At 39.5% G+C, this 18,967-nt stretch carries 16 protein-coding genes; 13 read left to right on the forward strand and 3 right to left on the reverse strand.

Going from position 1 to position 18,967, the window contains the following annotated elements:
- Positions 1-2: 2 nt before the first annotated feature.
- The 9 genes from ACFILD_RS07110 (at position 3) to truB (ending at position 9,620) form a co-directional block, all read left to right on the forward strand.
- Positions 3-416, forward strand: a complete 414-nt coding sequence (locus ACFILD_RS07110; RefSeq protein WP_273790585.1) for a helix-turn-helix domain-containing protein — start codon at positions 3-5, stop codon at positions 414-416.
- A gap of 130 nt (positions 417-546) precedes the next feature.
- Complete coding sequence (gene metK / locus ACFILD_RS07115) at positions 547-1,815, forward strand: methionine adenosyltransferase (protein ID WP_273790586.1); 1,269 nt, start codon at positions 547-549, stop codon at positions 1,813-1,815.
- Positions 1,812-2,513: a tRNA (guanine(46)-N(7))-methyltransferase TrmB gene (locus ACFILD_RS07120; RefSeq protein ID WP_375631073.1), complete on the forward strand. Its 702-nt coding sequence runs from the start codon at positions 1,812-1,814 to the stop codon at positions 2,511-2,513. The genes metK and ACFILD_RS07120 overlap by 4 nt, the downstream gene beginning before the upstream one ends.
- Positions 2,514-2,640: 127 nt before the next feature.
- Complete coding sequence (gene rimP / locus ACFILD_RS07125; RefSeq protein WP_375654450.1) at positions 2,641-3,291, forward strand: ribosome maturation factor RimP; 651 nt, start codon at positions 2,641-2,643, stop codon at positions 3,289-3,291.
- A 47-nt stretch (positions 3,292-3,338) separates the two neighbouring features.
- The gene (gene nusA, locus ACFILD_RS07130; RefSeq protein WP_375631074.1) at positions 3,339-4,970 is read left to right on the forward strand and encodes a transcription termination factor NusA; all 1,632 of its coding nucleotides are present in this window, start codon (positions 3,339-3,341) and stop codon (positions 4,968-4,970) included.
- The gene (locus ACFILD_RS07135; protein WP_273790589.1) at positions 4,971-5,606 is read left to right on the forward strand and encodes an RNA-binding protein; all 636 of its coding nucleotides are present in this window, start codon (positions 4,971-4,973) and stop codon (positions 5,604-5,606) included.
- Complete coding sequence (gene infB / locus ACFILD_RS07140; protein WP_273790590.1) at positions 5,603-8,122, forward strand: translation initiation factor IF-2; 2,520 nt, start codon at positions 5,603-5,605, stop codon at positions 8,120-8,122. The genes ACFILD_RS07135 and infB overlap by 4 nt, the downstream gene beginning before the upstream one ends.
- Before the next feature lie 123 nt (positions 8,123-8,245).
- Positions 8,246-8,653, forward strand: coding sequence for a 30S ribosome-binding factor RbfA (rbfA, locus tag ACFILD_RS07145; protein ID WP_375637598.1), 408 nt, complete (start codon positions 8,246-8,248; stop codon positions 8,651-8,653).
- A 4-nt stretch (positions 8,654-8,657) separates the two neighbouring features.
- Entirely contained in the window at positions 8,658-9,620 is a 963-nt protein-coding gene (truB, locus tag ACFILD_RS07150) for a tRNA pseudouridine(55) synthase TruB (RefSeq protein ID WP_273790592.1), read from the forward strand.
- 463 nt (positions 9,621-10,083) lie between these two features.
- Here truB and ACFILD_RS07155 read toward each other — a convergent pair whose 3' ends face one another.
- Positions 10,084-11,712: an MFS transporter gene (locus ACFILD_RS07155; protein ID WP_375643392.1), complete on the reverse strand. Its 1,629-nt coding sequence runs from the start codon at positions 11,710-11,712 to the stop codon at positions 10,084-10,086.
- A gap of 314 nt (positions 11,713-12,026) precedes the next feature.
- Here ACFILD_RS07155 and rpsO point away from each other — a divergent pair, with 314 nt between their 5' ends.
- From rpsO to ACFILD_RS07170, 3 genes are all read left to right on the forward strand, one after another.
- Positions 12,027-12,296 (forward strand): 30S ribosomal protein S15, encoded by a 270-nt coding sequence (rpsO, locus tag ACFILD_RS07160; protein ID WP_005774142.1) that lies wholly within the window; start codon positions 12,027-12,029, stop codon positions 12,294-12,296.
- Positions 12,297-12,546: 250 nt separating this feature from the next.
- The gene (gene pnp, locus ACFILD_RS07165; RefSeq protein ID WP_375664935.1) at positions 12,547-14,742 is read left to right on the forward strand and encodes a polyribonucleotide nucleotidyltransferase; all 2,196 of its coding nucleotides are present in this window, start codon (positions 12,547-12,549) and stop codon (positions 14,740-14,742) included.
- A gap of 74 nt (positions 14,743-14,816) precedes the next feature.
- Positions 14,817-15,812 carry a class I SAM-dependent methyltransferase gene (locus ACFILD_RS07170; protein WP_375643389.1) on the forward strand — a complete coding sequence of 332 codons (996 nt, stop codon included), beginning with the start codon at positions 14,817-14,819 and terminating at the stop codon, positions 15,810-15,812.
- Between the two features lie 19 nt (positions 15,813-15,831).
- Here the strand turns inward: ACFILD_RS07170 and hslU are convergent, their stop codons facing one another.
- The gene (hslU, locus tag ACFILD_RS07175; RefSeq protein WP_375631079.1) at positions 15,832-17,142 is read right to left on the reverse strand and encodes an ATP-dependent protease ATPase subunit HslU; all 1,311 of its coding nucleotides are present in this window, start codon (positions 17,140-17,142) and stop codon (positions 15,832-15,834) included.
- Complete coding sequence (hslV, locus tag ACFILD_RS07180) at positions 17,143-17,724, reverse strand: ATP-dependent protease subunit HslV (protein ID WP_012754621.1); 582 nt, start codon at positions 17,722-17,724, stop codon at positions 17,143-17,145.
- A gap of 220 nt (positions 17,725-17,944) precedes the next feature.
- Here hslV and ACFILD_RS07185 point away from each other — a divergent pair, with 220 nt between their 5' ends.
- The gene (locus ACFILD_RS07185) at positions 17,945-18,934 is read left to right on the forward strand and encodes an asparaginase (protein WP_375657913.1); all 990 of its coding nucleotides are present in this window, start codon (positions 17,945-17,947) and stop codon (positions 18,932-18,934) included.
- Positions 18,935-18,967: the final 33 nt, after the last annotated feature.

An 18,967-nucleotide genomic window follows, 5' to 3' on the forward strand; every position in this document is an offset into this window, starting at 1 on the left:
TTATGACCGAAACTAGAAAAAAACCTGACCCTATAGATATCTATGTTGGAACTCGTATCCGTTTACGTCGTAATATTTTAGGACTCACTCAAGAGAAACTAGGTGAAAAATTAGGAATTACTTTTCAGCAAATCCAAAAATATGAAAAAGGAACAAACCGTATTGGTGCCAGTCGTCTTCAAGCGATAGCAGAAATTATGGATGTTCCTGTTTCTTACTTTTTTGATAAAGGTATTACCTCCCAACAAGTAGAGGGTTTTGCCGAAAGTGATCACAATTTTATAGACTTTTGTTCTAGCAGCGAAGGGATTCAGCTCATGCGCGCTTTTACAAATATATCTGATGCTAAAGTGCGTCGAAAAATTATTGACTTGGCAAAAGCACTTTCTGAGGAAGATGTGACAAATAAGTTATAAATTAAAATTATATCTTTTCTCTTTTATTCATATAAATTTGCATTGACGATTTGCTACAGAATTAGCAAATGGTAGCGACTTTAGTAAGCAATTAATTAAATCGTTGGTTTTCTTTTTTGAAGGAGTTCCTATGCCGCATCAAGATTATCTTTTTACGAGCGAATCGGTATCGGAAGGACATCCTGATAAAATTTGTGATCGTATTTCCGATGAAATCGTTGATATGATCTATAAAGAAGCTGAAAAGACTGGTACTGATCCATGGTTAGTACGCGTTGCCTGTGAAACGCTCGTCAGTGTCAACCGTGTTGTTATCGCTGGTGAAGTACGTGTTCCCGATACGCTATTAAAAAAAGATAAAAATAAAGAATTCATCTACGATGAAACTAGCTTTCCACTCATTAATCCTACACGTTTTCGTACAGCAGCGCGCCGTGCTATTCGTACCATTGGCTATGAACAAGCAGGATTCCATTGGAAAACTGTTAAAATTGATGTTCTTTTGCGCCCCCAATCAGCTGATATAGCAAGAGGGGTTGATAATGCTACGGATCGGCATGGTGAAGAAGGAGCAGGTGATCAAGGCATCATGTTTGGATATGCTTGCCGTGAAACACCTGATCTCATGCCTGCACCAATTTATTATGCGCATAAAATTCTCAAACTTCTTGCCGCAGCCCGACATAAAGGAGAGGGAGAAACTGGAAAATTAGGACCAGATGCTAAAAGCCAAATAACCATACGCTATAAAAATGGAAAACCAATAGAGGTCACATCCATCGTTCTTTCAACGCAGCACCTTGATGAAAGCTGGGATTCCAATAAAGTACGTACAGTGGTTGAGCCTTACATTCGCCAAGCTTTACATGACATTCCCATTGCAGCTCAATGCAGTTGGTATATTAACCCAACAGGAAAATTTGTTATTGGAGGACCTCAAAGCGATGCCGGATTAACGGGACGCAAAATTATTGTGGATACTTACGGAGGTGCAGCACCCCATGGAGGCGGTGCTTTTTCAGGAAAAGATACAACAAAAGTTGATCGTTCTGCTGCCTATGCGGCACGCTATCTGGCTAAGAATATTGTTGCTGCTCATTTAGCAGAGAGATGCACCATTCAACTCTCCTATGCAATTGGTATTGCACAACCTTTATCTATTTATCTTAATCTTCATGGAACAGGAAAAGTCGATGAAAAAGTTATTGAAGCAGCCATCCGCAAAATAATGGACCTTTCACCTACCGGCATTCGAAAACATCTTGACCTCAATAAACCTATTTATGCAAAAACAGCTGCCTATGGTCACTTTGGTCGTAAACCAAAAAACGATGGTTCGTTTTCATGGGAAAAAACTGATCTCGTGAAAACGCTTCAAACAATGATCCAAATCCCATGATTAAACATAATATACGTAAGAGTGAAGCATTTTTTGGACGCCGACAAGGAAAACAACTTCGAAACAGTCAGCTTACACGTATAAAAATGCTTCTCCCCAATTTTAATATTGATTTAAATGTTCCTCCTCCTTCAAACCTTACATCCTTATTTTCAAGCAAAGTAAGAGAAATTCGACTTGAAATCGGCTTTGGTGGAGGTGAACATTTACTTCATGAAATGGAATATTTTCCAAAAACCGGTTTTATCGGCGTCGAGCCCTTTATCAATGGCATGGCAAAAATATTGTTGTCTCTTGAACAGCATCAAAACCATCAAAATCGTCTTCGCCTCTATAATGATGATGCTACACGCCTCCTTGATTGGCTCCCTGATAACTCGCTTGATGGAATAGACCTCTTCTATCCCGATCCTTGGCCGAAAAAGAAACACTGGAAACGACGTTTCATCAACATAAAAAATCTTAACCGTTTTGCTCGTGTTCTTAAAATAGGAAAATTTTTTCGCTTTGCTAGCGATATAGACAGTTATGTAAACTGGACTTTGTACCATTGTGCACAACATGATCACTTTGAATGGAAAGCAGAAAGCCCTCAAGACTGGAAACTCCCTTATCCACTATGGAGTGGAACCCGCTATGAAGCAAAAGCTTTACGCGAAGGACGAACGCCTGCCTATCTTACCTTTATCAAGAAATAAATGATCAAGCGCTTTTCTCATAAACAACTTGAAAAATTTTGAATTTAAGAGTATCAATAGTTAAATTCTTGGTCTTATGATGAAGAGTGGGCCGTTGGACCCGCTCTTTTTTAATATCATAAAACTGATGAAAACAACTTGGATAAAATGTATGAACGAAGCTGAAAAAATAAGCAATCTTGACGAACCGCGCTTGTTTGAAGAAGATGGTATCGAAGCACAGGTTGCTGCTCTTGTCATACCACTACTTAAACCTTTAGGTTTTCGTTTGGTTCGTGTAAAACTCCTTGGTCAAAATGGTTTAACACTTCAAATTATGGTTGAACGTGCCGATGGTTCTATGACCATAGAAGATTGTGAAACTGTTAGTCGAACTGTTTCCCCACTCCTTGATGTCCAAAATGTTATTGAACGCAAATATCATTTAGAAATCTCATCACCTGGAATTGATCGTCCATTGGTAAGAAAATCTGATTTTTTTCATTGGCAAGGACATCTTGCAAAAATTGAAACAAAAATAATAATTGATGGGCGCCGAAAATTTCGCGGGACACTTACAAATATCACGCAAGATGGATTTATTTTAAACACCGATAAAGCTGCTTATGGAGAAGCCATGTATACCCCTATTTCCTTTTGTGATATCATAAATGCACATTTAGTGCTTACCGATGAGCTTATTCGCGATGCATTGAAACAAAATAAAGATTTAAGTCAACAATTCATTGCCGAAGAGAACGCTAACGACTCTATACAGACGCTCAATTTCAAAAAATAATATCACAGGGGAATACCCATCGTGTGGCACAAAGAAGGAGAAAATTGATGGCTACAAGCGCTAACAGGCTTGAGATTCTGCAAATTGCAGATGCTGTTGCACGTGAAAAGTCAATCGACCGTGAAATTGTCATTTCTGCGATGGCTGATGCTATTCAAAAAGCAGCACGTTCTCGTTATGGTCAAGAAACCAATATCCGTGCTGAAATCAATTCTAAAACAGGTGAAATTAAATTACAGCGCCTGCTTAAAATCGTTGATGTCGTTGAAGACTATACAACGGAAATTACTTTGTCTGATGCTCTCAAACATCAAGCAGAAGCAAAAATTGGTGATTTTTTTGCTGATCTTTTACCTCCTATGGATTTTGGACGTATCGCAGCACAATCTGCTAAACAGGTTATTGTACAAAAAGTACGCGACGCAGAGCGTGATCAGCAATATGAGGAATTCAAAAATAAAGTTGGTGAAATTATTTCTGGTACAGTTAAGCGTGTGGAATATGGTAACGTCATCGTTGATCTAGGGCGCGGTGAAGCTATTGTGCGCCGTGATGAATTAATTCCTCGTGAATCATTCCGCTATGGAGATCGCATTCGTGCTTTTGTCAATGATGTACACCGTGAAACGCGTGGGCCGCAAATCTTCCTTTCACGCACACATCCCCAATTTATGGTAAAACTTTTCACTATGGAAGTGCCAGAAATTTATGATGGTATTATAGAAATCAAATCTGTAGCTCGTGATCCAGGTTCACGGGCTAAAATCGCCGTTGTTTCACGCGATGGTTCCATTGATCCTGTTGGAGCATGCGTTGGAATGCGAGGAAGTCGTGTACAAGCTGTTGTTGCTGAATTACAAGGCGAAAAAATTGATATTATTCCTTGGTCGCCTGATGCGGCAACATTTGTCGTTAATGCACTGCAACCTGCTGAAGTTTCTAAAATTATCCTTGATGAAGATGCTGAACGGATTGAAGTTATTGTGCCAGATGATCAACTTAGCCTTGCTATTGGACGACGTGGGCAAAATGTTCGCTTGGCTTCACAGCTAACAGGATGGAACATTGATATTTTAACGGAAAAGGAAGAATCTGAAAATCGTCAAAAAGAATTTACTGAACGGAGTAAATTGTTTATGGAAGCCTTAGAGGTTGACGAAATGATCGGACAGGTTATGGCATCAGAGGGTTTTTCTTCTATTGAAGAAATCGCCTATATTGATCTTGAAGAAATCGCTTCTATTGATGGTTTTGACCATGATACCGCCGCTGAAATCCAAAGTCGTGCCCGTGAATATCTTGATCATCAAGAAAAAGAACTTGATGAAAAACGCAAAAAGCTCGGAGTTTCTGACGAATTGCGAACACTTCCTGGAATGACAAGTGCTATGTTGGTTGCTGTAGGTGAGGATGGTGTAAAAACGATAGAAGACTTTGCTGGCTATGCCGTTGATGATTTAGCTGGTTGGAGAGAACGCAAAGAAGGTCAAACACAGAATTTTTCTGGTATTTTAACCCCTTTTGACATTACACGCGCAGATGCAGAAGCTATGGTTTTAGCCGCACGTGTACAAGCAGGCTGGATAGACCAAGCTGATCTTGTTACAGAAAATCCTGTAGAAGATGAAAATTCTACAGAAAATGAAAAAATAGATGATTTGGATGTGGATACACTTTAAATGAATGAACGGACTTGCATTGTGACCCGAAAAAATGCTTCAGCACAAACGCTGATCCGTTTTGTTATTGGTCCCAATAACCAAATTGTTCCTGATCTTAAAGCGAATTTACCAGGGCGTGGCGTTTGGATTTCCGCCCATCACGCTGTTATTGAGAAAGCAATAAAACAGAAAGCTTTTCATAGAAATTTTAAAACAGATGTTGAGGTTGCACCAAATCTTGTGCATGTTATTGATACGCTTTTACTAAAAGCCGCTCTTTCAAGCCTTTCCATGGCACGAAAAGCGGGAGCAATTGTTATGGGAGCAACAAAGGTTGACGCTGCTATCCGCTCTGGTAAAGTTATTCTTGTACTTCATGCTAAAGAAACAACAGAAGATGGGAAACGAAAAATTGCACAGGCCATCCATTCAATACAACAACAAACAAATCGGACTATAAAAACCATATCTTTATTTACAAGTGATGAAATGCGAGTGGCTTTTGGCTCTAATCCTGTAATGCACGCGGCCTTACTGGACACAAAGGCTGCTGAAGGATTTCTCAAAACGACATGTAAATTGATCAGCTATCGTGACGACAAGCATAGTAAGTCTAGTGAGATGACGGCACAAGCCGTGAAGGAAGTACAATGAGTGAAAATAACAACGACAAAACAACCGTCAAGAAGACACTAACTCTCAAGAGGTCTGTCTTGGAAACGAGCACGGTTAAACAAAATTTTAGTCATGGCCGTACGAAGGCTGTCGTTGTCGAAACCAAACGGCGTAAAATTACGCGACCTGATGAAAAAGCTGAAACCCTACAGCCCATTACAAAGCCGCATGTGGCCCCCCAGCGTTCTAAACCGCGTTTTGAGGGAAAAAAGCCTCAAGAATCTGTGGCCAAAAGCAATCTTTCATCAACTGAAATGGAAGCGAGACTTCGCGCGTTAGAAGAAGCACATATCCAAGAAAGAATAACGCGAGAACAAGCCGAAGAAGAAGCAAGACGCGCTAAAGAGCGTGAAGAAATTTTACAGCAAGAAAGTAAAGAAAAAGAAATACATCTCCAACAAGAAGAAGAAATATCACCAGTACAGACTCCACCTGTTCCCCCTCTCATTGAACAGACAGATATTCCTATTGCGCCTAAAAACACAACCGTGATTGAAAAACGCAAAATAGATGACAATAAAGAGGAAGAACGGCATAGTCGACGTGCTAATCCTGCTAAATCAGAAATACGTGTACCAAAAGTTGTCAAAGGAGCTGATGAGCGGCGGCGCGGAAAGCTAACTCTGAATAGTGCACTGGATGAAGAAGGAAACGCACGTGGGCGCTCAATGGCTGCAATGCGGCGTAGACAGGAAAAGTTTAAGCGTGCACAAAATCAAGAACCAAGAGAAAAAATTTCTCGCGAAGTTGTTCTTCCTGAAACGATTACCATTCAAGAGCTCGCACAACGTATGACGGAGCGTTCTGTTGATGTGATTAAATTCTTGATGAAACAAGGACAAATGATGAAACCTGGCGATGTTATTGATGCAGATGTTGCCGAACTCATCGCTGTTGAATTTGGCCATACTGTTAAACGTGTTTTAGAATCTGACGTAGAAGAAGGTATCTTTAATATAAAAGATAATCCTCAAAACATGCAGCAGCGTCCCCCTGTTGTAACCATTATGGGCCATGTTGACCACGGAAAAACTTCTCTTTTGGATGCTATTCGTAAAGCAAATGTTGTTTCTGGCGAAGCAGGAGGTATTACGCAGCATATTGGTGCCTATCAAGTAGAACAAAACGGTCAAAAAATTACCTTTATTGATACACCTGGTCATGCTGCATTTACGGCTATGCGTGCACGTGGAGCTCGTGTTACTGATATTGCTGTTCTCGTTGTAGCCGCTGATGATAGTGTTATGCCCCAAACGATTGAATCAATCAATCATGCGAAAGTCGCTGGTGTACCTATCATTGTTGCTATCAACAAAATTGATAAACCAGCTGCGAATGCACAAAAAGTACGTACAGAACTTCTACAACATGAAGTGTTTGTTGAAACTATGGGCGGTGAAACTTTGGACGTTGAAGTTTCTGCTAAAACTGGTCAAAATCTTGATAAACTTCTCGAAGCTATCCTTCTTCAGGCTGAAATGCTTGATCTGAAAGCAGATCCTCAACGAACTGCAGAGGGCGTTATCATTGAAGCCAAATTGGATCGCGGACGTGGATCTGTTGCAACAGTTCTTGTTCAAAAAGGTACATTACACCCTTCTGATATTATAGTTGCCGGAAATGAATGGGGTCGTGTGCGTGCTTTGATTGACGACCATGGCCGCCATGTCAAAGAAGCCGTTCCCTCTACACCGATTGAAATTTTAGGAATGCAAGGAACACCACAAGCCGGAGACCGTTTTGCTGTTGTCACACATGAAGCAAAAGCACGTGAAATTTCTGAATATCGTCAACGATTAGCACGTGATAAAGCTGTTGCGCGGCAAACTGGTTCGCGTGGTTCTCTTGAACAGATGATGACAAAATTGCAAACGACTGGTGTTAAGGAGTTTTCTCTTATTATAAAAGGGGATGTGCAAGGATCAATTGAAGCAATTGCTTCAGCATTGGAAAAACTCGGAAATGATGAGGTTCGTGCGCGTATTGTACATTCTGGTGCTGGCGGAATTACCGAAAGTGATATTTCTCTTGCGGAAGCTTCTAACTCTGCTGTAATTGGCTTTAATGTTCGAGCCAATAAGCAGGCACGTGATTTTGCTAAAACACAAGGAATTGAAATTCGTTATTATAACATCATTTATGATCTTGTTGACGATATCAAAGCTGCCATGTCTGGATTACTCTCACCAGAACAGCGTGAAACTTTCCTTGGTAATGCTGAAATTCTAGAAGTCTTTAACATTACAAAAATTGGAAAAGTTGCAGGATGTCGTGTTACAGAAGGTAAAATAGAACGAGGAGCCGGTGTTCGCCTTATCCGCGATAATATCGTTATTCACGAAGGAAAGCTGAAAACACTCAAACGCTTTAAAGATGAAGTCAGTGAAGTGCAAAGTGGTCAAGAATGTGGAATAGCCTTTGAAAATTATGACGACATGCGCGCAGGAGACATCATTGAGACCTTCCGTATCGAACATATTAATCGCACATTATAAAATAATCCAATAACCTTATTCTGTTATAAAATGAGAAAAAGTTATTAGATTTTATACACAATATCTTTTTTTCCTTATCTAAATGGTCAAAAAAAGAGATCTTGTAGCAAGGATAAAACTTTGATGAAAAATGCAGGACCATCACAACGGCAACTTAGAGTAGCAGAGCAAGTACGTCATGCAGTAGCGCATATATTACAGCGTGATATTTTGCTTGATGATATCTTAAAAGATATTGTTATTTCTGTCTCTGAAGTACGCATGTCACCAGATTTAAAAATTGCTACTTGCTTTGTATCACCTCTCAGCACTCTTAAAAATGCTTCTCATACTGATGTTGTTGATACCCTCAATAAACATAGTCGTTTTCTCCGTGGAGAAATCAGTCATGCGTTGCGACAAATGAAATATATGCCAGAACTGCGTTTCCGGCTTGATAATAGTTTTGATAATTTTTCAAAAATTGATGCCCTCCTTCGCTCGCCTGAGGTTGCACGCGATCTTCACCATAGTGATACAGATGAGGATTAAAGATATGGCGCGGCAACACAAGAAAAAAGGGCGTCCTGTTTCTGGCTGGGTCATATTTGATAAACCAAAAGGAATGAAATCAACAGAAGCTGTCTCACAAATCAAATGGCTCTTTCATGCTCAAAAGGCAGGACATGCGGGTACACTTGATCCTCTTGCTTCTGGTCTCCTTCCTATTGCATTGGGCGAAGCAACCAAAACCGTCCCTTACGTGATGCAAGGCAAAAAAACTTACCGTTTTCATATTGCTTGGGGGCAAGAGCGCTCAACAGATGATCTAGAAGGAGAAATAACGAAAACTTCTCTCAAACGTCCAACACAAGAAGAAATACTTGCTCTTCTTCCTCAATATACAGGTGTTATTTTGCAAACACCTCCACAATTTTCAGCAATCAAAATTGCCGGAAATCGTGCCTATGATTTAGCGCGTGAAGGGGAAGTTGTTGAAATTCCGCCCCGTGAAGTGGAAATAGAAACTTTCAAGTTATTAGAAATGCCTACTAAAGAGCATTCTGTCTTTGAAATAACCTGCGGAAAAGGAACTTATGTGCGCTCTTTAGCACGCGATATGGGACGTGATCTCGGTTGCTATGGGCATATTGCTGATTTAAGACGTATTGCCGTCGCACCTTTTGATGAAGAAGATCTCATTACATGGGAGGAACTAAAAGCGGCCATTCCGCCAAATAAAAATACTACAGATGAAAATAATCGTTCTTTTGAAAAAAACTTCTCAACACTCGATGGGCTCTTAATTGACACAAGTGCCGCATTAGATTGCCTCCCTCACTATATCCTTAATGAAACTCAAGCACAGAGAATTATCAAGGGTCATTCTATCCTCTTGAATCATCACAAAGTACCTCTTGATGAAGAGGAAATTTGTGTCCTCTATAAGGAACAACTTCTTGCTATTGGCATTCTCGACAAAGGTCTATTTAAACCAAAGCGGATTTTCACAATTTAATCGATTCTTTTCCACAACCACCTTTTGCGAAAAGATATTTTTCTCTATCAATTAAGAAAAATATGGTGCTTTTCATTGTCTATATTTACCGTATTCATATCAAAATTTAAGTCAGTGCTATAAGCTAACACCACCACACACTTTTTCCTCTTAATGTCGCAATAATCCTTGCATTTGAAGGGATTCATAAGAGGCTTTTTATTTCTTTTTCAATCATTTTTACTCACACTTTAGCCCTCGTTTGTAATGTGCAAGCGAAGATGTGGACTGATTTACTCTAAATAGATTTGAAACGAGAAAAGCTTAAGACTTTCAGAACTATCACTCAACATGAAAAATGGTAAATAACCGTTATAAATCAATTCATTAACTATTGAAGCAGCAATTTTTTGTTATGACTATGCTAACAAATTGATCGAAAATAATATTAATATATGTAATATTTACAAAAACTGTTTTAACCCTAAGGGAGATGATCAGAGGAAACTTTTAAAAGCATCTCATTGGCTTGAGGTATTGTTTGGCGTTCAATCATACGGTGCACTCTTATACCGTTAGGAGCACAATTTAAATGACGCAGACGCTTATTGACTTCTGCATCCGCTTTTGTGCGACGATGATTATGGCGTAAATAATCTACCCATGTTGGCATATGATAAGCCTCTGTCCAATATTCAGGTCTTTCAAGATCTCGTAAAAGGACCCACTGACGCGCACCATCACGTAATCGAATATGGCGTCGACGCGTCATCACTTTGAGAAACTCTTCGAGTTCATTTTCATGAATTTGGTAATCAATCATTATCATGATCGGGCCACTTCTTGCTTTGAGGTCGAGTAATAATTCCGGCTCTCTAAAATGATCAAGAGGATTTAAATCTATCTGAGGAATTTCTTGAATTCTAAATTTTACCCCTGCAAGAGCACCAAAAATCAAGAATAAAGAACAAACGCTCAAAGCAATTGTTGGAGAATAACCATCAGCTAAACCTCCCCAGATTGCACTTCCAATAGCCATCCCCCCGGCAGTTGCCGTTTGATAAAGAGCTAAAGAACGTGCAACAACCCAGCGTGGTGTAGAGAGTTGTACAGATGTATTAAACAATGATAAGGCCAAAACCCAACATAACCCTGCAGGAAATAAAGCAATATGGCTTATAATCAGTGAACGGCTGATTCCCAATAAAAAGCAAGAAAAGGCGAAACCAATAAATGCACTTGCAATAATTGTTTCTGAACGAAAATGATGCCGTACAACTGCATTAATAATACCTGCTGTCATGGCTCCTAACCCAAAACAACCGAGCAATGTACCATAAAGAAGGGCACTTCCTCCAAGAACTTTATGCGCAACAATTGGCAAAAGTGCTAAAATAGAAGTTGCTCCTATACCAAAAAGGAACGCTCGAACCATAATGCTCAGGAGATTAGGTGACATCGCAACATAACGCAAACCATCTGAGACAGCTCCTAACAGCCTTTCTCGTGGCAATGAGTTGTTTTCATAATTCGACTTCCAGAAAAACAACGCACCAATAAGAGGAATATAGCTTATAGCATTAAACAAAAAAGCAGCCGATGCCCCTAAAGTTGCAATGATGGCACCACCAATCGCAGGACCAACACTCCGCATCAAATTAAAGCCGACACTATTCAAACTAACAGCAGCAGGAATATTTTCCCTGCTCACAATATCTCCTATCGTTGCTTGCCAAGAAGGATTATAAAAAGCTGTGCCACATCCAATCAAAAACGTAAAACATAACAAAAGCCAAGGTGTTAGAAATCCCATATAGGCTAAAACAGATAAACTCATCGATATGACCATCATCATAATCTGTACACACAACATAATTTGACGCCGATTAAAATTATCAGCTAATGCCCCTGCCATCAAAGAAAACATAACAAGTGGTAATGTTGTGGCACTTTGAACGAGCCCAACCATGGAATGCGAAGAACTAATCAACGCCATTAACCACCCTGCTCCAACAGCTTGTATCAGCCCACCTAAATTAGAAATAAGAGTAGATGACCATAAATTTCGAAATACCGAATTACGAAAAAGTTTTAATGTTGAAATGCTCTGCATCTTTTCCCTCCAACGCTATTTATCACTTTTGTTACCACTCACACACACTCATAATCTTTGTATCAAAAGGATGCATAATTGTTTAAAACACTTCTCATAAAACTCTATTTAAATCAATATTTCAAAACAAAAGCTTTTATTTAAAGAAAGACTTCAAAATGCTGTCAAGGACTAGTATTTTAACCTTCTTTCCTATATAAGAACGAAATTAGGTAAGAGTCTTCGACTTTTCCTGTTTTCTCACAGACCCTAGCTGAACGACATCTCGGCTATGGGTGACTTTATGTTTCTTCGTTTTTGGAAAGGATAATACGATGTCGATTACAGCTGAACGTAAACAAGCTCTTGTCGCAGAATACGCAAACAAAGTTGGTGATACAGGATCACCAGAAGTACAGATTGCTGTACTTTCTGAACGTATTTCTAATTTAACAAACCACTTTAAATCTCACAAAAAGGATAATCATTCTCGTCGAGGTCTTTTGAAGATGGTGTCTCAACGCCGGCGTCTTCTTGATTATCTTAAAGGAGTTGACCAAAATCGTTATCAGACACTTATAAAGAAGTTAGGTTTACGTCGCTAAAAGAAAAATGGAGGTGGTATTTAAAAAAACCACCCATTTTTTCAATGTGTTGCTTTTAATTAAAAATTTTAAAAACTGATAAGTTATTATGGGATAGGACTGCTCATCGTTTCACATTTAATGCGATTTACTTCTCTCTTCTCGCAACAAAGGAAGTAATTTGTTGTCCACCCCAAAACTTGCAAATATGCTGCGCACAACCAGAATGTAAGCAATCAAAGATTTAAACACTGGTCATTAAGGATAAAAAATGTTCAAAACGCACAAGATAGAAATTGAATGGGCTGGGCGTCCTCTCACCCTTGAGACAGGGAAAATAGCGCGTCAAGCTGATGGTGCAGTGATTGCTACCTATGGAGAAACTATTGTCTTAGCAACCGTTGTATCGGCCAAAAACCCAAAACCAGACCAGGACTTTTTTCCACTCACTGTTAATTATCAAGAAAAATTCTATGCTGTTGGTAGAATACCTGGGGGCTATTTAAAACGTGAAAGTCGACCAAGTGAAAATGAAACTTTGGTTTCACGTTTGATTGATCGCCCAATTCGTCCCCTTTTCGTTGAGGGATATAAAAATGATACACAAGTTATTGTTTCCGTTATACAGCATGATCTCGAAAACAATCCCGATATCCTTGCGATGATTGCATCTTCTGCCGCATTGACCCTGTCAGGTGTTCCTTTCATGGGACCTATAGCTGGTGCACGCGTTGGCTATTGTAATGGACAATATGTTCTTAATCCTCATATCGATGAAATGCCTGAATCAAAACTTGATCTTGTTGTTGCTGGAACAGAAAGTGCTGTTTTGATGGTTGAATCAGAAGCACAAGAATTACCGGAAGATATCATGTTGGGGGCCGTGATGTTTGGTCACCAAGGCCTTCAACCTGTCCTTGATGCCATTATAAAGCTTGCTGAAGTTGCTGCAAAAGATCCTCGTGATTTTGTTCCTGAAGATCTTTCTGAACTTGAAAAAGCGATGCAGAAAATGGCAGAACAGGATATACGAAAGGCTTACACAATTACTGATAAGCAAGAACGTTATGCTGCAATTGATGCACTAAAGACAGAAATCCTCAATAAATTTATGCCAGAAACAGAAAAAGACTGTCAATTTAGTACAGATCAAATTGCAACCGTATTTAAACAGTTGCAAGCAAAAATTGTTCGTGGGAACATTCTTGATACCCAAAAGCGGATTGATGGACGCAATCTTTCTACCGTGCGCCCTATCCAATCAGAAGTAAGTATTTTACCCCGCACACATGGATCAGCTCTCTTTACCCGCGGAGAAACACAAGCTATTGTCGTTGCAACACTAGGAACTGGTGAAGATGAACAATATGTTGATTCCTTAACGGGAATGTATAAGGAAACATTCCTTCTCCATTACAATTTCCCACCATTTTCAGTGGGTGAAACGGGACGCCTTGGTTCTCCTGGTCGTCGTGAAATTGGACATGGTAAATTGGCATGGCGGGCAATTCACCCCATGTTGCCAACGAAAGAATCTTTTCCTTATACCATTCGTGCTGTCTCAGAAATCACTGAATCCAATGGCTCTTCTTCTATGGCAACGGTTTGTGGAACCTCACTTGCTCTTATGGATGCTGGTGTTCCTCTAGCACGCCCTGTTGCTGGTATTGCTATGGGCTTGATTAAAGAAGGAGAACGCTTTGCTGTTCTTTCTGATATTTTAGGGGATGAAGATCATCTTGGAGATATGGATTTTAAAGTCGCAGGAACAGAAAATGGTATTACTGCCTTGCAAATGGATATCAAAATTGATGGTATTACCGAAGAGATTATGAAAATCGCGCTTGAACAAGCCAAAGGAGGCCGAATTCATATCCTTAATGAGATGGCAAAAGCTTTAACCAGTGCACGTGCTGAGCTGAGTGAATTTTCTCCACGAATCGAAGTTATGAATATTTCTGTCGATAAAATCCGTGATGTTATCGGCTCTGGTGGTAAAGTTATTCGGGAAATCGTGGAACAAACTGGAGCAAAAATTAATATTGAAGATGATGGTACCATTAAAATTGCTTCTGCTGATGCTAAAACCATTGAAGCGGCAAAACGCTGGATCCATTCTATTGTCGATGAGCCTGAAGTTGGTGCTATCTACCAAGGAACAGTTGTAAAAACTGCAGAATTTGGTGCATTTATAAACTTCTTTGGTTCTCGTGATGGACTCGTTCATATCTCTCAGCTTGCATCAGAACGCGTCAGCAAAACAACCGATATTGTAAAAGAAGGTGACAAAGTTTGGGTTAAATTAATGGGCTTTGATGAGCGTGGAAAAGTTCGGTTATCAATGAAGGTCGTTGATCAAACAACCGGAAAGGAGATCACCGGTGATAAAGTGATGAATGAAGAAAAGTGCGTGGATGAAAAAAAACAACCTGAAAATAAGCGCCGCCGTAAGAAAAAAGAAGAGTAAGTTTTTCTTCTTATCGTATCATGAAATGCCATCCCAATATTGGAGTGGCATTTTTTTCTTTGAAAGAGTCATATGTGTTATTATTTTTGCCTTTTGAAAATCATGAACTCCCGTATCCTGATCCAAACCAGTGTTGGCTAAGTTTTGGTTTAACAGAAATCCCAGCTCAAGAATGGGCACAAAATTTAAGAGTTATTACGCCTTGGCGACCAGATTTTTTAAAATTTGTCGATACTCAATTTCACTGCTCTCCTCAAATAGATAAAACCTTCAGCTATGATGGTGCATTTTTACATTTGAGCAAATATCGTGGTTTGAACCAAAATTGTTTTCTTGATTTATTAGAATGCGTTAAACCCAATGGATGGATTGTAATCAGTGGGAATAAAACTGCTGGTGCTGCTTCAATGATGAAATGGGTCAAAACAATTGTTCCCATCACCAATAAATTATCTAAAAATCATGGTCTTGTATTTTGGTTGCAAGTTCCTCAACAAATTGAGAGACATAACATTGCGCAATTGCGCTCACCACCGCTCACTTTTGGTAATTTTCAAACCGCTTCTGGTATGTTCTCACACGGACGTATTGATCCAGGATCTGCTGCGCTTGCGTCTTATATGTTCAAAGTTATTTCTGGAAAAACAGCTGATTTTGGTGCTGGATGGGGCTATCTTTCTCACGTTGCACTTGAAAGAAGTGAAAAACTCACCGCTCTAGACCTTTATGAAGCCGACTACAACGCTTTGAGAGCAGCAAAACGGCACCTTAAATCCATAACAGCTCCTTTTCCAATTCATTTTTATTGGCATGACCTTGTACATGAACCTATCACAAATCTATATGACACAATCATTTCAAATCCACCGTTTCACACACAACAAACGACAGATGTTTCATTAGGAAAAAATTTTATTATAAATGCTGCAAAGTGCTTAAAACCAAGCGGCAGTCTGCTTTTTGTTGCAAACCGCCACCTGCCTTATGAAACATTATTAAAAAATATTTTCCGCACAGTGTTGATACATGAACAAGCCCATGGTTTCAAAATTATCGAAGCGCGCAGATAAACAAAACAAGCAATAACTTTCAAAGAATAAAACGGGAAAGATCGATATCAGCAGCAAGCTCGCCAATAGATTTTCTTACGTAAGCAGCATCAATTTTAAACGATGTTCCAGCTTTATCTGGCGCCGTAAAAGAAATCTCATCCAAAACGCGCTCCATCACTGTTTGCAAACGACGTGCCCCTATATTTTCAATCCTTGCATTTAAATCTACAGCAATATCTGCTAAAGCATCAATTGCATCATCGGTAATTTCCAAATGAACCTCTTCCGTTGCCATAAGAGCAATATATTGTTTAATCAAACTGGCTTCTGGTTCTGTTAGAATGCGTCGTAAATCTTCCCTTGTTAAAGGATTGAGCTCCACACGGATGGGCAAACGTCCTTGAAGTTCCGGTAATAAATCAGATGGCTTGGAAACATGAAATGCACCTGAGGCAATAAAAAGAATATGATCTGTTTTGATTTGCCCATATTTTGTAGCAATTGTTGTTCCTTCCACCAAAGGCAAAAGATCACGTTGAACGCCCTCACGCGAAATCGCAGCACTGGCTCCACCGTCTCGAGTTGCAATTTTATCAATCTCATCAATAAAAACAATACCATCATTTTCAGCAACACGAAGCGCCTCTTGAATAATTTGCTCCTGATCAAGGAGTTTTTCAGATTCATCATCAATGAGCGGTTTAAAAGAATCCTTTACCGTCGTCTTACGGACTTTTGTACGACTGCCCATTTTGCCCAAAATATCTGATAAATTCATAATACCCATTTGTGCCCCAGGCATACCAGGAATATCAAAGGTTGAAGCACTATTGCTATTATTATCGGCGACTTCAATTTCAATCTCTTTCTCATCCAGCTCACCTTCACGCAATTTTTTACGAAAACTATCACGGGTAGCAGGACTTGCTGTTTTACCAACAAGGGCGTCTAAAACGCGCTCTTCAGCATTCACGTGAGCCTTTTCTTTTATTTCATCTCGTTTCTTTTCACGTACAAGAGAAATGGCAATTTCAACAAGATCTCGAATAATTTGCTCAACATCACGTCCCACATAACCAACTTCAGTAAATTTCGTCGCTTCTACTTTAACGAAGGGTGCTCCAGAAAGTTTTGCTAATCGACGTGCGATTCCTGTTTTACCAACACCTGTTGGCCCTATCATTAAAATATTTTTTGGCATAACTTCTTCACGCATCGGCTCATCAAGCTGTTGCCTACGCCACCGATTGCGCAATGCAATAGCTACAGAGCGTTTGGCATCATTTTGGCCAATAATAAAACGATCAAGTTCAGAAACAGTCTCACGAGGGGAAAATACAACACACATTTAAATAGCTTTCTCTAAAGAAGATAATTCTGCATCCAATGTTTCAATCGTAAAATGATCATTGGTGTAAACACAAATTTTAGCGGCAATAGCCATAGCTTTACGAGCAATAGTTTCTGCATCCAAATCCAAATCCATGAGTGCACGCGCTGCTGAAAGAGCAAAATTTCCTCCAGAGCCAATTGCCATAACCCCATCTTCTGGTTCTAAGACATCACCAAGCCCTGTTAAAGCCAAAGTTACTTTCTTATCAGCCACGAGCATCATTGCTTCGAGACGACGCAAATAGCGATCTGTTCGCCAATCTTTTGCAAGTTCTACACAGGCACGCATAAGCTGATCAGGATATTGTTCAAGCTTTGTTTCCAATCTCTCCAGTAATGTAAAAGCATCTGCCGTAGCACCTGCAAAACCAGCAATAACCACTCCGTTCTTTCCAAGACGACGCACTTTACGTGCATTGCCTTTCATAATTGTCTGTCCAAGAGAGACCTGACCATCACCGGCCATCACGACTTTTCCACCTTTTCGTACCGTAATAATTGTTGTACCATACATTATGTCTGGCTTATGTTCTGTCATAAGGAAACTCCTTAATATTAACTTTACTTTTTAATATTGATTTCTTTTCATACAATGTAAAACTCAATTACTATTGTCCTATTTAAGAACATATACAGCAAAACACAATGATTCAGCATAACTCAATTTGTTGAAAATGGAAAAATGATATCATTGTTGTCAATGTAAATTACTGCTAAATAGCTTTATATAAACAGTTTGTGCTTTTTAGAGGAAAATTATGAAAAAAATAGCCATAGGGACCTTAGGTGGAACAATTGCAATGACTGCTGATAGTTTTGGTCACATGCAACCGACTTTAACTTCAGATAACCTTATAAAAAGTGTTCCTGATTTAAATAACGTTGCTGATATTCATGCACAAACATTAATGCAAATACCAAGTGGATCTTTATCGTTTCAAATGCTTTTTGAAATAATTAAGTGGGCAAAACAACAAATAAACGCTGGTGCAGAAGGTATTGTTTTAACACAAGGGACTGATACTCTGGAAGAAACAGCTTTTTTTCTTTCTCTTTATTGGAAGGAGGCTGAACCACTCATCATAACCGGCGCTATGCGCATGCCTCATGAAGCAGGCGCGGATGGCCCCGCCAACATTTTAGCAGCCACTCGTGTCGCAGCAGCCACACAAAGTCGTAACAGGGGCGTTCTCGTTGTCATAAATGATGCAATTCATTCACCTTATTGGCTCTATAAAAGCCATACCGTCAAAGTCGAAACATTTCAATCAGGTCTTGCAGGTGTTTTAGGAACTATTTTAGAGGGAAAACTTATTTATTTCAATGATCGAAAATTTTTTCCGACAACGTTTGATCTTCCCCAAAATCATGATCATCAAATTGCACTCCTCTATTCCTCTTTATCATCTAGTGCACAATTAATGAAACTATGCCTTGAAAGTGGGTATTATGCTGGAGCTGTTATTGCTGGTTTTGGTGCGGGGCACTGTAGTTTTCAAGAAGCAGACCTTGTACAACAATATGCACAAAAAATACCAATCATTATTGCTAGTCGTTGTTGTAATGGCTCAACAACTCGTATAACTTATGGCTATAAAGGCTCCGAAATCGATATGATTGCTTCTGGTGCTCTCATGTCTGGTTATTTATCAGCCGTAAAAGCGCGTCTACTTTTATGGGCTTTTTTGGCGCAAGGGCACTCATTAGCACAAATCCGTGCAAACTGGAATGACTGGACTATAAGTTAATGAAAAATGATCTATTATCTTAAAAGAAGAGAG

The organism is Bartonella sp. CL162QHHD (assembly GCF_042195435.1).
GTDB lineage: Bacteria > Pseudomonadota > Alphaproteobacteria > Rhizobiales > Rhizobiaceae > Bartonella.

What these genes read in the sequence shown, in the direction of transcription:
- nusA (WP_375631074.1), top strand. Translation starts at nt 3,339, where the DNA reads ATGGCTACAAGCGCTAACAGGCTTGAGATTCTGCAAATTGCAGATGCT.
- metK (WP_273790586.1), top strand. Translation starts at nt 547, where the DNA reads ATGCCGCATCAAGATTATCTTTTTACGAGCGAATCGGTATCGGAAGGA.
- ACFILD_RS07185 (WP_375657913.1), top strand. Translation starts at nt 17,945, where the DNA reads ATGAAAAAAATAGCCATAGGGACCTTAGGTGGAACAATTGCAATGACT.
- infB (WP_273790590.1), top strand. Translation starts at nt 5,603, where the DNA reads ATGAGTGAAAATAACAACGACAAAACAACCGTCAAGAAGACACTAACT.
- rbfA (WP_375637598.1), top strand. Translation starts at nt 8,246, where the DNA reads ATGAAAAATGCAGGACCATCACAACGGCAACTTAGAGTAGCAGAGCAA.
- rpsO (WP_005774142.1), top strand. Translation starts at nt 12,027, where the DNA reads ATGTCGATTACAGCTGAACGTAAACAAGCTCTTGTCGCAGAATACGCA.
- ACFILD_RS07135 (WP_273790589.1), top strand. Translation starts at nt 4,971, where the DNA reads ATGAATGAACGGACTTGCATTGTGACCCGAAAAAATGCTTCAGCACAA.
- pnp (WP_375664935.1), top strand. Translation starts at nt 12,547, where the DNA reads ATGTTCAAAACGCACAAGATAGAAATTGAATGGGCTGGGCGTCCTCTC.
- ACFILD_RS07120 (WP_375631073.1), top strand. Translation starts at nt 1,812, where the DNA reads ATGATTAAACATAATATACGTAAGAGTGAAGCATTTTTTGGACGCCGA.
- ACFILD_RS07110 (WP_273790585.1), top strand. Translation starts at nt 3, where the DNA reads ATGACCGAAACTAGAAAAAAACCTGACCCTATAGATATCTATGTTGGA.
- truB (WP_273790592.1), top strand. Translation starts at nt 8,658, where the DNA reads ATGGCGCGGCAACACAAGAAAAAAGGGCGTCCTGTTTCTGGCTGGGTC.
- hslV (WP_012754621.1), bottom strand. Translation starts at nt 17,724, where the DNA reads ATGACAGAACATAAGCCAGACATAATGTATGGTACAACAATTATTACG.
- ACFILD_RS07155 (WP_375643392.1), bottom strand. Translation starts at nt 11,712, where the DNA reads ATGCAGAGCATTTCAACATTAAAACTTTTTCGTAATTCGGTATTTCGA.
- hslU (WP_375631079.1), bottom strand. Translation starts at nt 17,142, where the DNA reads ATGTGTGTTGTATTTTCCCCTCGTGAGACTGTTTCTGAACTTGATCGT.
- rimP (WP_375654450.1), top strand. Translation starts at nt 2,641, where the DNA reads ATGAAAACAACTTGGATAAAATGTATGAACGAAGCTGAAAAAATAAGC.